The sequence below is a fragment of the Massilia sp. YIM B02769 genome, from assembly GCF_030411995.1.
Classification (GTDB): Bacteria; Pseudomonadota; Gammaproteobacteria; order Burkholderiales; family Burkholderiaceae_D; genus Telluria.
The window spans coordinates 333,143-349,623 of the sequence record NZ_JASNRC010000006.1 but is presented as its reverse complement, the minus strand read 5'-3'; the positions used below and the strand labels follow the sequence as shown (position 1 = coordinate 349,623).

At 64.5% G+C, this 16,481-nt stretch carries 11 protein-coding genes; all 11 read left to right on the top strand.

Annotation, left to right across the window (positions count from 1 at the left end; genetic code table 11):
* Positions 1 to 45: 45 nt before the first annotated feature.
* The 11 genes from QPK31_RS12260 (at position 46) to QPK31_RS12210 (ending at position 16,176) form a co-directional block, all read left to right on the top strand.
* Complete coding sequence (locus QPK31_RS12260) at positions 46 to 381, top strand: DUF805 domain-containing protein (RefSeq protein ID WP_290423210.1); 336 nt, start codon at positions 46 to 48, stop codon at positions 379 to 381.
* A 90-nt stretch (positions 382 to 471) separates the two neighbouring features.
* Positions 472 to 1,539 (top strand): SDR family oxidoreductase, encoded by a 1,068-nt coding sequence (locus QPK31_RS12255; protein ID WP_290423209.1) that lies wholly within the window; start codon positions 472 to 474, stop codon positions 1,537 to 1,539.
* Between the two features lie 23 nt (positions 1,540 to 1,562).
* A complete protein-coding gene (locus QPK31_RS12250) occupies positions 1,563 to 2,873 on the top strand; it encodes a glycosyltransferase (RefSeq protein ID WP_290423208.1) in 1,311 nt (436 codons plus the stop codon).
* 190 nt (positions 2,874 to 3,063) lie between these two features.
* Positions 3,064 to 5,628 carry an excinuclease ABC subunit UvrA gene (uvrA, locus tag QPK31_RS12245; protein ID WP_290423207.1) on the top strand — a complete coding sequence of 855 codons (2,565 nt, stop codon included), beginning with the start codon at positions 3,064 to 3,066 and terminating at the stop codon, positions 5,626 to 5,628.
* A 133-nt stretch (positions 5,629 to 5,761) separates the two neighbouring features.
* The gene (locus tag QPK31_RS12240; RefSeq protein ID WP_290423206.1) at positions 5,762 to 9,340 is read left to right on the top strand and encodes a response regulator; all 3,579 of its coding nucleotides are present in this window, start codon (positions 5,762 to 5,764) and stop codon (positions 9,338 to 9,340) included.
* A gap of 35 nt (positions 9,341 to 9,375) precedes the next feature.
* On the top strand, positions 9,376 to 10,167 hold the full coding sequence (locus tag QPK31_RS12235; protein ID WP_290423232.1) for a protein-glutamate O-methyltransferase CheR: 792 nt from the start codon (positions 9,376 to 9,378) through the stop codon (positions 10,165 to 10,167).
* A complete protein-coding gene (locus QPK31_RS12230; protein WP_290423205.1) occupies positions 10,164 to 10,778 on the top strand; it encodes a chemotaxis protein CheB in 615 nt (204 codons plus the stop codon). Before QPK31_RS12235 ends, QPK31_RS12230 begins: the two co-directional genes overlap by 4 nt.
* Positions 10,775 to 11,989, top strand: a complete 1,215-nt coding sequence (locus QPK31_RS12225; protein WP_290423204.1) for a hybrid sensor histidine kinase/response regulator — start codon at positions 10,775 to 10,777, stop codon at positions 11,987 to 11,989. Before QPK31_RS12230 ends, QPK31_RS12225 begins: the two co-directional genes overlap by 4 nt.
* Before the next feature lie 510 nt (positions 11,990 to 12,499).
* Positions 12,500 to 13,063 carry an alkyl hydroperoxide reductase subunit C gene (ahpC, locus tag QPK31_RS12220; RefSeq protein ID WP_229438895.1) on the top strand — a complete coding sequence of 188 codons (564 nt, stop codon included), beginning with the start codon at positions 12,500 to 12,502 and terminating at the stop codon, positions 13,061 to 13,063.
* A gap of 98 nt (positions 13,064 to 13,161) precedes the next feature.
* Positions 13,162 to 14,748 carry an alkyl hydroperoxide reductase subunit F gene (gene ahpF / locus QPK31_RS12215; protein WP_290423203.1) on the top strand — a complete coding sequence of 529 codons (1,587 nt, stop codon included), beginning with the start codon at positions 13,162 to 13,164 and terminating at the stop codon, positions 14,746 to 14,748.
* Positions 14,749 to 14,889: 141 nt separating this feature from the next.
* Positions 14,890 to 16,176, top strand: a complete 1,287-nt coding sequence (locus QPK31_RS12210; RefSeq protein WP_290423202.1) for a hypothetical protein — start codon at positions 14,890 to 14,892, stop codon at positions 16,174 to 16,176.
* The last annotated feature ends 305 nt before the right edge of the window (positions 16,177 to 16,481 follow it).

Genomic DNA, 16,481 nt, shown 5'->3' with positions numbered 1-16,481 from the left:
ATTTCCGGTTGGGTACTTAGCACTCGCTAACTTGAAAGAGCCGGCATGACGTTCATCGAATCGATCAAAACCTGTTTCAACAAATACGCCACCTTCGAGGGCACCGCTGTGCGCTCGGAATACTGGTGGTTCATGCTTTTCCTGTTCCTCGGTGGCATGGCGGCGAATGTCGTCAGCAACACCCTCGGTATCCTGTTCAACCTGGCCACGCTCCTGCCCGTACTCGCCGCCGGTTCCCGCCGCCTGCACGATACCGACCGCAGCGGCTGGTGGCAGCTGATCTGGTTCGTTCCCTTCGTCGGCTGGATCATCCTGATCGTGTTCATGGCCCAGGAAGGCCGCCCGAACCGCTACAGCCAGGGCTTGCCGGCAGCCATCTGATCCACCTGTCCGCGGCGCCGATTCGGGCGGCGCCGACGTCCTTTTTCCTGTCCAAGTAGAATAGGCTTTACTTGTAGCGAAAGGGAAAAGATGAAACGGACAGCTTTGATTGCCGGCGTCACCGGCATCGGCGGCAACCACCTCGCACGCGAACTGCTTGCGAACGGCTGGGAGGTCGTCGGCCTGTCGCGCCGCGCACCGAAGGACTTGCCGGGCGTGCGCCACGTCGCGGCCGACCTGCTCGATCCGGCCGCCCTGGCCAGCGCATTGCAGGACGTCGCGCCGACCCACGTCTTCATCACCACCTGGATGCGCCAGGACACCGAGGCGGAAAACATCCGCGTCAACGCCGCCCTGGTGCGCAACCTGCTCGACGCGCTGTCGCCGCAGAACAGCCTGCGCCACGTGGCCCTGGTCACCGGCCTGAAGCACTACCTCGGCCCCTTCGAGGCCTATGCCAGCTCGGGCACCTTGCCCGACACGCCGCTGCGCGAAAGCCAGCCGCGCCTGCCGCTGGAAAATTTCTATTATGCCCAGGAGGACGAAGTCTATGCCGCCGCCGCGCGCGACCGCTTCACCTGGAGCATCCACCGCCCGCACACCATCATCGGCCTGGCGGTCGGCAACGCGATGAACCTGGGCACCACGCTCGCCGTCTACGCCAGCATCTGCAAGGAAACCGGGTGTCCCTTCCAGTTCCCGGGTTCGGAAGCGCAGTGGAAGGGGCTGTCGGACGTGACCGACGCGCGCATGCTGGCGAAACAGCTGGCCTGGGCCGCCGATACCGATGCGGCCAAGAACGAAGCCTTCAACATCGTCAACGGCGACGTGTTCCGCTGGAGCTGGCTGTGGCCCAAGCTGGCCGAGTGGTTCGGCGTGGAAGCGGCCGGCTTCAACGGCACGATGCAGCCGCTGGAAGCGGCGATGGCAAATGACGGCGATACCTGGCGCGCGATCGCCGCCAAATACAAGCTGGCGGAAGCGGACCTGGGGCGCCTGGCCTCGGCCTGGCATACCGATCTGGATCTCGGCCGTCCGCTGGAAGTGATGACCGACATGGCCAACAGCCGCCGCCTCGGCTTCAGCGCCTATCAAGCCACCGACGCGTCCTTCTTCGACCTGTTCGCGCGCCTGCGCGCCGAGCGGCTGATTCCGTAATGGCGGACACGGGAGCGCCGGACGTGGACATCGCCCGCACTCCCGCCCCGGACGCCCCGGCCGGTCACATCGTCCTGGTGACGATCGGCTCGGCCGGCGACCTGTTCCCCTTCCTGAAGATGGGCCTGGCCCTGCGCGAGGCGGGGCACAAGGTCAGTTTCCTCGGGCCGGACCAGCACGGACCTTACGTCCGCGAGGCCGGCCTGCCTTTCCACGGCTTGCCGGCCGACGAAGCGGTGCTCGATCACCCCGACCTGTGGCACCCGACGCGCGGCTTCGGCGTGGTGTGGGCGGCGACGCGGCCCGCCATGGCCCTGGTGCCAGCCTTCATGGCGGCGCTGCCGCCGGATGCGCCATGCACGATGGTATGCCATCCGCTGGCGCTGCCCGAGGCGGACCTGTGCCGCGCCGCGCGGCCCGGCCTGCGCATTGCCGCCGTGTTCCTCGCGCCCTCGAATATCCCGACCGTGTACGACCCGCTGCTGCTGGGCCCCTACCGCGTGCCGCGCTGGGTGCCGCACGGCATGCGGCGCTGGCTGTGGCGCACGGCCGTCAGGTACCTGATCGATCCGGTCGCGATGCCGGACGTGAATGCAAAGCGGCGCGCGGCCGGGCTGGCGCCGGCAGGGTCGTTGATGGAGCATATCTTTGCGATTCCCGACCTGTCGATCGGGCTGTTCCCCGAATGGTTTGCGCCGACCCAGCCGGACTGGCCGCAGCCGATGCTGCGTACGGGTTTTCCCTTGTTCGACCCGAATCCGCATGCGGAACTGTCGAGCGAATTGCGCCAGTTCCTGGGGCAGGGCGGGCGCACGCTGGTGTTCACGCCGGGCACCGGCAACCGCCAGGCGCGGGCGTATTTTGCGCACGCGGTCGAGGCCTCGCGGCTGCTGGGCGAGCGCGCGATCTTCCTGACGCCGCATCGGGACCAGTTGCCCGCCGAGCTGCCGCGCCATGTGCTGTGGCAGGAATACGTGCCGCTGCGCGCGCTGCTGCCGCATGTGGCGGTGCTGGTGCACCATGGCGGGATCGGGACCACGGCAGAAGCCCTGCATGCCGGCACGCCGCAACTGGTGGTGCCGCTGGCGCACGACCAGTTCGACAATGGGGCGCGGGTCGCGGCGCTCGGCGTGGGGCGGAGTTTGCCGGCCACGCGCCTGACGCAGGGCCGCTTGCTGCGTTGTCTTGAGCAGCTGCTAGATGACGAGGGCTTGCCGGCCAGGTGCCGGGCAGTGGCTTCGAATTTTGAACGCGACGTTGGCATGGAAGAGGTTGTTCGTAGGGTGGGCACCTGTGCCCACGCTGTCTCACCGGATGCGTCAACGCGGCCTTGACCCGGAACCCGTAACGCCGGCATGCCGGTTCGATGCATGCCGTGCCATCTGCGACCGCCGTACCGCGTGGGCACAGGTGCCCACCCTACAACGGCAAAACCGTCGCGAGACGTCATAGCGTGTGTCACCGCACCGTCTTCCCCGTCTTGGCGCGTTTTAATGGCATCAACGAATCACCGGACGACCAGCGATGCGCAAGAAAGCCGAGGACCCCACGACCGCCACCACCCCCCAATCCGGCCAGGGCCGCCCCGGCTACGTACGCGTGCGCGGCGCGCGCGAACACAACCTGAAGAACGTCAGCCTCGAGATCCCGCGCGACGCCCTGGTGGTGTTCACCGGCGTCTCCGGCTCCGGCAAGTCCTCGCTCGCTTTCGGCACCCTGTACGCCGAAGCGCAGCGCCGCTACCTGGAATCGGTGTCGCCCTATGCGCGCCGCCTGTTCCACCAGATGCCGGTACCCGAAGTCGACGAGATCGACGGCCTGCCGCCGGCGGTGGCCCTGCAGCAGCAGCGCGGTTCGCCCACCACGCGCTCCTCGGTCGGCAGCGTGAGCACCCTGTCGAACTCCCTGCGCATGCTGTACTCGCGCGCCGGCGATTACCCCGACGGCCAGGAACTCCTGTACGCCGAGTCCTTCTCCCCGAATACGCCCGAAGGCGCCTGCCCCGAATGCTCGGGCCTGGGCCGCGTGTACGAAGTAACCGAACATTCGATGGTGCCCGACGACTCGCTCACCATCCGCGAGCGGGCGATTGCCGCCTGGCCGCCGGCCTGGCACGGCCAGAACCTGCGCGACATCCTGGTGACCATGGGCTACGACGTCGACACGCCCTGGCGCGACTTGCCGAAGAAGGACCGCGACTGGATCCTGTACACCGACGAGACGCCCACCGTCCCGGTCTACGCCGGCCTGACGCCCGAGGAAACCAAACGCGCCCTGAAGCGCAAGGACCCGCCGAGCTACCAGGGCACCTTCACCGGCGTGAAGCGCTACGTGATGCAGACCTTCGCCACCACCGAAAGCGCCTCGATGAAAAAGCGCGTGGCGCGCTACATGGTCAGCACCGAGTGCCCGCTGTGCCGGGGCAAGCGCCTGCGCCAGGAAGCGCTGTCCGTCACCTTTGCCGGCGTCGACATCACCGACATCTCGCGCATGCCGATGGCGCGCCTGCACGCGCTGCTGCAGCCGTATGCACGTGGCGACGCGCCAAAGGATGCACGCCGCGCCAAGCTGCACCCCGAACAGCTGATCGTCACGCGCCGCATCGCCGAAGACCTGGTCGCGCGCCTGGACGTGCTGCTGGCCCTGGGCTTGGGCTACCTGGCGCTGGAGCGCAGCACGCCGACGCTGTCGCCGGGGGAACTGCAGCGACTGCGCCTGGCCACGCAGGTGCGCTCGAACCTGTTCGGCGTGGTGTATGTGCTCGATGAACCCTCGGCCGGCCTGCACCCGGCCGACACCGAAGCGCTGCTCACGGCGCTCGACCAATTGAAAGCCTCGGGCAACTCGATGTTCGTGGTCGAGCACGCGCTGGATGTGATCCGCTGCGCCGACTGGATCGTCGACGTCGGCCCGGCCGCCGGCGAGCGCGGCGGCGAAGTGCTGTACAGCGGCCCGCCCGAGGGCCTGAAGCAGGTCGAGGCGTCGCAGACGCGACGCTACCTGTTCGACGATGCGCCACCCGAGGCGCGCACGCGCCGCGAGCCGGCCGGCCAGCTGCGCCTGGAAGGCGTCACCCGCAACAACCTGGACAAGCTCGACGTCGACTTCCCGCTCGGCGTCTTGACCGCCGTGACCGGCGTCTCGGGTTCCGGCAAATCGAGCCTGGTCAGCCAGGTGCTGGTCGAGCTGGTGTCGAAGGAACTGGGGCAGGGCGCACCAGGCGCCGAACCCGAGGAAGGCGACGAGCTGGAGCAGGAAGCCGCGCTGCCGCTCGAAGGCCGGATCGCCGCCGGCATGGAGTCGATCAAACGCATGGTGCGCGTCGACCAGAAGCCGATCGGCCGCACGCCGCGCTCGAACCTGGCCACCTATACCGGCCTGTTCGACCAGGTGCGCAAACTGTTTGCCGCCACCAAGATGGCGAAATCGCGCCGCTACGATGCCGGCCGCTTCTCCTTCAATGTCGCGAAGGGCCGCTGCGAGAACTGCGCCGGCGAAGGTTCGGTGATGGTCGAGCTGCTGTTCCTGCCCAGCGTGTACGCGCCTTGCCCGGTGTGCGAGGGTGCGCGCTACAACGCCAAGACGCTGGAAGTGACCTACAAGGACCGCAACATCGCCGAAGTGCTGGGCATGACCGTCGACGCCGCCTACGACTTCTTCGAAGGCGAGGCCCTGGTCGCGCGTTCGCTGGAAGTATTGCGCGAAGTCGGCCTCGGTTACCTGCGCCTGGGCCAGCCGGCCACGGAACTGTCGGGCGGCGAAGCCCAGCGCATCAAGCTGGCCACCGAGCTGCAGCGCACCGGACGCGGCAACACCCTGTACGTGCTGGACGAGCCGACCACCGGCCTGCATCCGTCCGACGTGGACCGCCTGATCGTGCAATTGCAGCGCCTGGTTGATGCCGGCAACACGGTGGTGGTGGTCGAGCACACGATGCGCGTGGTGGCGGCCTGCGACTGGGTGATCGACATCGGCCCCGGCGCTGGCGACGAGGGCGGGACGGTCGTCTGCGCCGGCCCGCCGGAGAAAGTGGCCAGGGCGGCGCGCAGCCGTACCGCGCCTTATCTGCAACCCTACTTGCCGAAGTGATTCGCAGAAGATTGCTATAATTAGCACGATCGTGCTGGATACAAAGCGATACAAGCCCGCGCACGGTTGAGCGTATCAGCGATTTCGCAATTGCGTTAAACTTAGGATATTTTTCTTAAGAATATCGCAACGAATGACCGGCTCTTCCATCGATAATTCCCAGTTTCGTCGTATCCTGACGCGCAATGTCGCGCTCCCGCTCGGTCTGAGCGTGTTGAGTGCCGGCGTGTTCGTGGCGATCATTGCCTACCTGATCAGCGTGCTGAACTGGGTCGAGCACTCGCAGCAGGTGATCGGCAATGCCACCGAGGTCAACCGTCTCGTGTCCGAGATGGAAACCGGCATGCGCGGCTATTTGCTCACCGGCGACGAAAGCTTCCTCGGCCCGTATGTGGTCTCCAAGCCCAAGGTCGAGGCCGAGCTCGAGTCCCTGGTGCGCATGGTGAACGACAACGATTCCCAGACCACGCGCCTGCAGCGGGTGCGCGCGGCACATGCCGAATGGGTCAAGTACACGGACGAGATGATCGAACGGCGCCGCCGCAACGAGGATGTGGTCGACTCCGTCAAGAGCGGACGCGGCAAGATCCTCACCGACGACATGCGCGCCCAGTTCGCCGCCTTTACCGCCATGGAGCGCACCCTGCTGCAGACCCGCAACGAGGATGCGCGCTCAGTCACCACCTGGTCGGTCGGCTTCTACCTGCTGTTTACCCTGGTCGTCGGCGGCATGATGGCCGCATTCGGCCGGCGCGAACTGGTGCGTCTGTCGAAATCCTACTCCGACATCCTGGACCACGAAGCCGAGCACAACGCCGAGCTGCGCCACCAGGCCTGGCTGCGTACCGGCCAGACCGAGCTGTCCGCGCGCAGCGCCGGCATCCATTCCCTGGAGCCGCTGGCCCAGGCCGTGCTCGACCACGTGGTGCGCTATGTCGGCGGCAGCGTGGCGGCCATGTACGTGCGCAGCGACGACGGCGTGCTGCGCCGCATTGGCGCCTTCGGCTTCTCGAACGAGGAAGAGCGCAACATGGTCATCGAGCCGGGCGCTTCGCTGGCCAGCCAGGCCGCCAACGAAAACCGCCTGGTCACGATCGATAACCTGCCCGACGACTACATGAAGGTGGCCTCCAGCCTGGGCGACGCGGCGCCGCGCGAAGTCGTGATTGCGCCGATCAACAACTTCGGTAAAGTCAAAGGCGTGATCGAGATCGGCTTCCTGCACGGTATCCGCGACCGCGACGTCGAATTCCTGAAGCTGATCGCCGACAACGTCGGCGCCTCGGTGGCCGCCGTGGTCTATCGCCAGCGCCTGCAGGATGCCCTGTCGGAAACGCAAGCCCTGAACGAGGAGCTGCAAGTCCAGCAGGAAGAGCTGCGCACCGCCAACGAGGAACTCGAAGAGCAATCGCGCGCGCTGGAAGAATCGCAGTCGAGCCTGGAAAACCAGCAGGCCGAGCTGGAACAGACCAACGACCAACTNCGCACCGCCAACGAGGAACTCGAAGAGCAATCGCGCGCGCTGGAAGAATCGCAGTCGAGCCTGGAAAACCAGCAGGCCGAGCTGGAACAGACCAACGACCAACTGGCCGAGCAGGCGCTGAACCTGGACATGAAGAACGCCGCGCTGACCGAGGCCCAGGAGCAGTTGCGCGCGCGCGCGCTGGAGCTGGAACGCGCCAGCCGCTACAAGTCCGAGTTCCTGGCCAACATGTCGCACGAACTGCGCACGCCGCTGAACAGCTCGTTGATCTTGGCCAAGCTGTTGTCCGACAACGTGCCGGGCAACCTGAACGAAGAGCAGGTGCGCTTCGCCCAGACGATTTATTCGGCCGGCAACGACCTGCTGAACCTGATCAACGACATTCTCGATATCTCGAAGGTCGAGGCCGGCAAGCTGGAACTGCTGCCGGAAGACCTGCCGCTGCGCCGCACCGTCGAGGGCCTGGGCCGCACCTTCGAGCCGCTGGCCAAGCAGAAGAACCTGACCTTCAATGTGACGGTCGAGCCGAACGTGCCGGCCTCGATCCATACCGACCGCCAGCGCCTGGAACAGGTGCTGAAGAACCTGCTCTCGAACGCCGTGAAATTCACCGAGCAGGGCGCGGTCAGCCTGACGGTGAGCGCAACCGAGGAGGGCTGGGTCCAGTTCACGGTGCAGGATTCCGGCATCGGCATCGCGCCCGAGCAGCAGGAACGCATCTTCGAAGCCTTCCACCAGGCCGACGGCACCACCAGCCGCCGCTTCGGCGGCACCGGCCTGGGCCTGTCGATCTCGCGCGACCTCACGAGCCTGCTGGGCGGCACCCTGGTGGTGACCAGCACCCCAGGCGAGGGCAGCAGCTTCACCCTCAGCCTGCCGAAGAGCGGCGCGGTCGCGGCCACGCCGCCGGCCCCGCGCGCACCCGCCCCGCAGCCGCGCATCGAACGCGCCGCAGCCCCTGCGCCGGTTCCGGCGCCGGCAGCGGAGAGCGCCCAGACGCCTGCCGAACGCTTCCCGGACGACCGCGAGCAGGATGCCGGCGGCCGCCGCACCGTGCTGGTGGTCGAGGACGAGCCTGGCTTTGCGCGCATCCTCTACGACCTGGCGCACGACCTCGAATACCGCTGCCTGGTGGCGCTGACCGCCGGCGAAGGCCTGGAACTGGCCGCCGCCGAGAGCCCGGACGCGATCCTGCTGGATATCCGCCTGCCGGACGGCTCCGGCCTGTCGGTGCTGCAGCAGCTGAAGGACAACCCGGCCACCCGCCACATTCCGGTGCACGTGGTGTCGAGCATGGAAAACGGCACCGAGGCCCTGCACCTGGGCGCGATCGGCTATGCCCTGAAGCCGACCTCGCGCGAACAGCTGGAAGAGGTGTTCCGCAAGTTGCAGGAGAAATCCTCGCAGAAGATCAAGCGCGTGCTGCTGGTCGAGGACGACGAGCGCCAGCGCGACAGCGTGGTGGCCCTGATCGCCGACGCCGACGTGCAGATCGCGGCGGTCGGCTCGGGCGAGGAAGCCCTGGCCCTGCTGCACAGCGAGATCTTCGACTGCATGATCATCGACCTCAAACTCCCCGACATGCAGGGCAACGAGCTGCTGCAGCGTATGTCGCAGGAAGAGCTGTTCTCGTTCCCGCCGGTGATCGTGTACACCGGCCGCAACCTGACGCGCGACGAAGAGGCGGAACTGCTGAAGTATTCGCGCTCGATCATCATCAAGGGCGCGCGTTCGCCCGAGCGCCTGCTCGACGAAGTGACGCTGTTCCTGCACAAGGTCGAGTCGAAGCTCTCGACCGAGCGCCAGCATATGCTGAAGACCGTGCGCGGACGCGACCGCGTGTTCGAAGGGCGTACAATCCTGCTGGTCGACGACGACGTGCGCAACGTGTTTGCGCTCACCGCCGCGCTCGAGCAGCGCGGCGCCAACGTCGAAGTCGGCAGGAATGGCTTCGAGGCGATTGCCAAGCTCGACGAATTGCCGGGCATCGACCTGGTGCTGATGGACGTCATGATGCCGGGCATGGATGGCCTGGAAGCGACGCGCCGCATCCGCAAGGACGGCCGCTTCAACCGCCTGCCGATCATCGCCATCACCGCCAAGGCGATGAAGGACGACCAGGAGCAATGCCTGGCCGCCGGCGCCAATGACTACCTGGCCAAGCCGATCGACCTGGCCCGCCTGTACTCGCTGCTGCGGGTCTGGATGCCCACGATGGAGCGCGTTTGAAAACTGCCCCGGACAACATCGACATCGAACTGCGGATGCTGGTTGAGGCGGTCTACCTCAAGTACAACTACGACTTCCGCGACTATACCGGCGCCTCGCAAAAGCGCCGCGTGCTGGTGGCCCTGCGCGAGATGGACTGCGCCACGGTGTCGGAACTGCAGGCCAAGGTGCTGCACCAGCCGGAAGCGTTTTCCCAGCTGCTGCAATACCTGACGATTCCCGTGTCCGAGATGTTCCGCGACCCGGAATACTTCGCGGCGATCCGCAGCCAGGTGGTGCCGCACCTGCGCACTTACCCGTCGCTGAAAATCTGGGTGGCCGGCTGCAGCACCGGGGAAGAGGTGTATTCGCTGGCGATCCTGCTGCACGAGGAGGGGCTGCTGGAGCGCACCATGATCTATGCCACCGACATCAACCCGGTGTCGCTGGACGCGGCGCGGCGCGGCGTGTTCCCGCTGGACCGCATGCGCCTGTTCACCGAGAACTACCAGAAGTCGGGCGGCAAGCGCGCCTTTTCCGACTACTACACGGCAGCCTACGGCGGCGCCCTGTTCGAGCGCATGCTGGTCGAGAACGTGACCTTCGCCGACCATTCGCTGGCCACCGACAGCGTGTTCTCGGAGACCCACTTCGTCAGCTGCCGCAACGTGATGATCTACTTTAACCGGCGCCTGCAGAACCGCGTGCTGGGCCTGTTCCACGAGTCGCTGTGCCACCGCGGCTTCCTCGGCCTGGGCAGCAAGGAAAGCATCGACTTCTCGCACTACGCGCACCGCTTCGAGCCGCTGGCGCGGCGCGAGCGCCTGTTCCGCAAGGCGGCCGAATGAACGAGCGCTCGGCCAGGTTCGCGCAGGTGCTGGCAGGACGGCGCATCGAGGCCGTCGTGATCGGCGCCTCGGCCGGCGGCGTCGACGCCCTGGTCGAACTGCTGCCGGCGCTGCCGGCCAGTCCGACGCTGGCCGCCGTCTGCATCCTGCATGTGCCGAGCGACCGCGAAAGCCGCCTGGCCGAGCTGTTCGACGCGCGCCTCGGCCTGCCGGTGCGCGAAGCGACCGACAAGGCGAGCGTGGAACCGGGCACGCTGTATTTCGCCGGCGCCGGCTACCATTTGTCGATCGAGGCCGATCGCATATTTTCGCTCAGCTGCGAGCCGCCGGTGCACTATGCGCGTCCGGCCATCGACGTGCTGATGGAGTCGGCCGCCGACGCCTATGGCCCGGCCCTGGCCGGTATCTTGCTGACCGGCGCCAATTCGGATGGCGCCGAAGGCATGCAAAGGATCAGGCAGCGCGGCGGCCTGACCATTGTGCAAGACCCGATTGAAGCGCAGGCGGCGACCATGCCCGAAAAGGCCATCAGCCTGTGCGCCCCGCACCTGGTGCTGCCGCTCGCGGACATCCGCGCGCTGCTGCCCCTGCTGGAGACAACAACACCATGAGCTTCCAAGAGCCAAGCAAACTGCTAATCGTCGACGACCTGCCGGACAACCTGCGCGCCCTCGATGCCCTGATCCGCGACGAACGCCGCCTCGTCTTCCACGCCCATTCCGGCGAGGAGGCGCTGGCCCTGCTGCTCGAACACGAATTCGCCCTCGCCATCCTCGACGTCCAGATGCCGGGCATGGACGGCTTCGAGCTGGCCGAGATGATGCGGGCCACCACCCGCACCCGCAACATCCCGATCATGTTCGTCTCGGCCGCCGGGCGCGAGCTGAATTACTCCTTCAAGGGCTACGAAAGCGGGGCGGTCGACTTCCTCTACAAGCCGCTCGACCCGGACGCGGTGCGCGGCAAGGTGAACGTCTTCGTGGCCCTGGACCAGCAGCGGCGCGAGGTCGCGCGCCAGATGGAAGCGCTGGAACGCAGCCGGCGCGAACAGGAAGTCCTGCTGCAGGAACTGAACGCGACCCAGGCAGAGCTGCAACGTTCGCTGCGCATGCGCGACGAATTCATGTCGCTCGTCGCCCACGAGCTGCGCACGCCATTAAATACCCTGTTCCTCGAAATCCAGATGCGCACCCTGCACCTGAAGCGCGGCAATCTGCAGGCCTTCAATGCCGAGCAGATGGGCGCGATGATCAAGCGCGACGAACGCCAGATCAAGGCCATGATCCGGCTGATCGACGACATGCTCGACGTGACGCGCATGCGCAACGGCACGCTGTCGGTGCGCCCGGCGCCGGTGGAGCTGATGGGCATGCTGGAACGCGTGGTCAGCGACTTGTCGCTGCAGGCCGCCGCCAGCGGCTGCGCCATCACCTTGCAGCCGCGCGAGCCGGTGTACGGCCACTGGGACGAATTCCGCATCGAGCAGGTGATCGTCAACCTGCTGACGAATGCGCTGCGCTATGGCGGCGGCTGCAACGTCGAGGTCAGCGTGCAGGTCGACGGCAGCTGCGCGCGCATCGCCGTGGCCGACAAGGGCAAGGGGATTTCGCCGGACGACATCGAGCGCATCTTCCAGCCCTTCGAGCGCGGCACCCGCAACGGCGAGCCGAAGGGCCTGGGGCTGGGCCTGTACATCTCGCGCCAGCTGGCCGTGGCCCACGGTGGCGAACTGACGGTCACCAGCACGCCGGGGCAGGGCTCGACCTTCAGCCTGGCGCTGCCCTGCAGCGTGACGGCGCCGCGCGCCGAAATCCCGGCGTAAGCATGTTGGGCATGTGACGGGCGGTTGCGCCGTATCCTGTACGGTGGGGGTGTAGAGGCCGGGGGCCTCTACACCGAAGTGCCCACGCGGTTACGTGCGCGTGCGGTAGCTATCGGCGGTGAAGTCCCGCTCGAAACGTATCCGCCAGTCTGCAACCCGATTTGAACGTGGCCGGAGCATGGTCTGCGAGCGACCCTTTACCGCACAAGGCCGCAGCCCATGCACGTAACCGCGTGGGCACAGCGTGCCCACCGTACAAAACCATGTGGACTGGCCTGCATTGCTGACCCTGAACAGCCGGGCCATTGAAAATCCAAATCGGGCGGCGGTTGCAAACCCCGCCCGTTTCCCTCACACTTACGCGGCACTTGCGAGGCTGATATCCTTTGTCACCTCTGCATCATAGGTAAAATCAATTGAACTCATCTGATCAATTAATTTTACAAAAGCACAGCAAGAGCATAAACTTCGTTTCATCAATTTTTGATTTGACCCACAACAGGAGCTTCCATGTCCCTTATCAACACCGAGATCAAGCCGTTCAAAGCCACCGCTTACCATGCTGGCAAATTCATCGATCTGACCGAAGAGCAGTTCAAAGGTACCTGGTCCGTCCTGATGTTCTACCCGGCCGACTTCACCTTCGTCTGCCCGACCGAACTGGAAGACCTGGCTGACTTCCAGCCGGAATTCGAAAAGCTGGGCGTGAAAGTCTACGGCGTGTCGACCGACACCCACTTCGCCCACAAGGCATGGCACGACACCTCGGACGCCATCAAGAAAGTGAACTACCCGCTGATCGGCGACCCGACCGGCACCCTGGCACGTAACTTCGAAGTCATGATCGAAGAAGAAGGCCTGGCACTGCGCGGTACCTTCGTCATCAATCCAGAAGGCCAGATCAAGGTCATGGAAGTGCACGACAACGGCATCGGCCGCGACGCATCGGAACTGATGCGCAAAGTCAAGGCAGCCCAATACGTCGCCGCCCACCCAGGCCAGGTGTGCCCAGCCAAGTGGACCGAAGGCGCAGAAACCCTGACCCCGTCGCTGGACCTGGTCGGCAAGATCTAAGCAGTAGCAGTACGTAGTTGGCAGTAAATCAGTAGTACCGGAAGCCCGCCGATCGGCGGGCTTCCAATAAAACCCTCTGTATTTCCAAGGAAAACACCATGCTGGACGCAACCCTCAAGAAGCAGTTACAAGCCTATTTGGAAAAAGTGGTGCAGCCGATTGAGATCGTTGCATCGCTTGATGACTCGCCAAAAGCGCGAGAAATGGAAGAGCTGCTCAAGGAAATCACTTCCCTGGGCACCAAGATTACTTACCGCGAAGACGGCAATGCCACGCGCAAACCGTCGTTCGCCATCAACCGCGTCGGCACCGATATCGGCATCGAGTTCGCCGCCATTCCGCTGGGTCATGAATTCACCTCGCTGGTGCTGGCCCTGTTGCAGGTAGGCGGCCACCCGATCAAGTTCGATGCGCCTGTCATCGAGCAGATCAAGAATTTGCCGGGCGACTTCGTGTTCGAAGCCTTCATTTCGCTGTCGTGCCACAACTGCCCGGAAGTCGTGCAGGCGCTGAACTCGATGTCGATCATCAACCCGCGCATCAAGGTCACGACCATCGACGGCGGCCTGTTCAAGGATGAAGTCGAAGCACGCCAGATCCTGGCAGTGCCGATGATGTTCCTGAACGGCGAGCACTTCGGCCAGGGCCGCATGAGCGTCGAGGAAATCCTCGCCAAGCTCGACACCGGCGCCGGCGCCAAGAAAGCGGAAGAACTGAGCAAGAAGGAAGCCTTCGACGTGCTGATCGTCGGCGGCGGCCCTGCCGGCGCGGCAGCGGCCATCTACTCGGCCCGCAAAGGCATCCGTACCGGTGTGCTGGCCGACCGTTTCGGCGGCCAGGTGATGGACACCCTGGCGATCGAGAACTTTGTGTCGGTGAAAGAAACCGAAGGACCGAAGTTCGCCGTCTCGCTGGAAGAGCACGTCAAGCAGTACGAAGTCGACATCATGAATCTGCAGCGCGCCGCCAAGCTGGAGCGCAACGAAGGCGAGAAGCTGTTCGAGGTCACGACCGAGTCCGGCGCGCTGCTGAAGGCCAAGTCGGTGATTCTCTCGACCGGCGCCCGCTGGCGCGAAATCAACGTGCCGGGTGAAAAAGAGTACAAGAACCACGGCGTGGCCTACTGCCCGCACTGCGACGGTCCGCTGTTCAAGGGCAAGCGCGTGTCAGTGATCGGCGGCGGTAACTCGGGCGTCGAAGCGGCGATCGACCTGGCCGGTATCGTCGAGCACGTGACCCTGATCGAATACGGCGCGGAACTGCGCGCCGACGCGGTCCTGCAGCGCAAGCTCTACAGCCTGAAGAACGTGAACGTGATCAAGAGCGCCCAAACCACGGAAATCCATGGCGACGGCAAGAAGGTGACGGCCCTGTCGTACAAGGACCGTGTGTCGGGCGAGACCCACCGCGTCGAACTGGCCGGCGTGTTCGTCCAGATCGGCCTGATCCCGAACGCCGAATGGCTGAAGGGTACGCTGGAACTGTCGCCTTACGGCGAGATCGAAGTCGACGTGCGTGGTGAAACCTCGATCCCGGGCGTGTTTGCCGCCGGTGACGTAACCACCGTGCCGTTCAAGCAGATCGTCATCGCCGTGGGCGAGGGCGCCAAGGCTTCGCTGGCGTCGTTCGACTACCTGATGCGTTTGCCGACGGAAGAGACCGAGGCGCTGGAAAAAGCGGCTTAAGCATCAAACGGCCCCGAGGGGCCGCAGCAAGAACAAAAACGCCATCGCGACCAATCTTGCGATGGCGTTTTTCCATTTCATGCAGAGATATTTCGGGATACGGCAGTGCTAAACTGTTGCATCTTTAGCATATATCTCTATATGAAAACCTTTTCTCCATTGGCAGGCCTGGGATTACGTGATGTACGCAGTGTGATCGCGCTGGTGCTTGTTGCGACGCTCTGCGCCGGATGCAGCAAAACCCAGCCGAATTGCATTGACCCGTCCACCATCGACCTCGTCAAACAGGGTGTCGAGGAAACGCTGGAAAAAGCCTTGTCGGGCCCAGCGGGCAACACCGAGCTGCTCGATCGCCTCAAGAAGCGCATGCAGATCGCCGTCACGACCATTCGTACTTCAAGCAAGGACGAGAAAATCGGCAAGGTCACATGCGAGGCCGCGCTCGAGATTACCCTGGCGAATGCCGATCAAATCGTCGGCGACCCGATTTTCACATCCCTGCAGGACAGCAAGCGGCTTCCTGAACTCGTCGATACGAGCGGGCCGGCGTGGAAAACCACGATCCAGTACACCGCCCAGCATACCGAGGACACCAGGGATCTGCTGGTCGAACTGAGCGGCCACGCACCCATGGTGGAATTGCTGTCCACGGTTGCCCGGTCCGGCGTGATGGATCCCAAGCCGCCGCCGCCCGGCGACATTCCGCCGAACCTGCTCGCTTCCGGCAACGCGCGCGACGCTGCCGTGCGCTTGATGAATCACGTCTACGGCAAGCAGGAAGCGGAACATGGATGCTGGATATACAGGTTTGAAGGGATGCCGTATTGCATGAAGCTCGCGCACTTCGACATCAAGACGCTCGGTAGCGGAAAGCGTTTGTATGCCATTGCAAATGGACAGGCTATCGATCAGCAGGGCGAAATGATGACCGCCCACGCCATGCAAGGACTGGTCGGTGCATTCATCGTTGGCGAGACAAATGGCAAGCCCGCATTCATTGCGAAATCGACGACCATCCAGGCGGGCACCATGGGCACCGCGCCATCCGAATGGTTCTTGACCGAGCTCGGAGCGAACGATAACTGGGGCTGGCGTGGCGAATACGGCGATTGCCACCAGGGTTATTGCGGCAGCCGGATGATTATCCTGGCAAATCGCGCCGGCGTCGTTCAGGAGGTCGGTGGGCTACCGACCGCTTATGACAATACGGGTGCATGCGGGGATTGCGAAGGGAAGTCGTCATCGATGGCCTCGACCGTGCGTGTCAGCGATGTTCCGGAAAATGCCGAGTTCTACCATCTGCTCGTCGCGGTGACCGGCACCAGCAACGGCGAAGAATTGGCGAAAGAATGGACACTGGCATTCGACAGCGCAAAGGGCAAATATATCGAGCCTGCGGACTGGCCGCTCGGTGACAAGGATTTCTAGGAAAAGCCGCATCACCATACCCAACAAAAAGCGCCGTTCCACGTCAGTGGTACGGCGCTTGCTCTATCGTGCGCGGATGTCGTCCGCGGCTGGGTAAAATAGGCTATCGAACTTGCCACGCAGGCAAGTATTCAGCCGTGATCTGGAATCAGTGGAACATCATGAAGGCCGCGCCCTGCAGCGCATTGGTCTCGTAGAGCAGCCAGGCGGCTGCACTGGCGAGGGCAAGTTGCAGTGCAGTCAGGGTGGTAGGGATTGAGCGCATCATGATCGTTCTCCGGGGCGGTGCTACGTGTTTTGTTGGT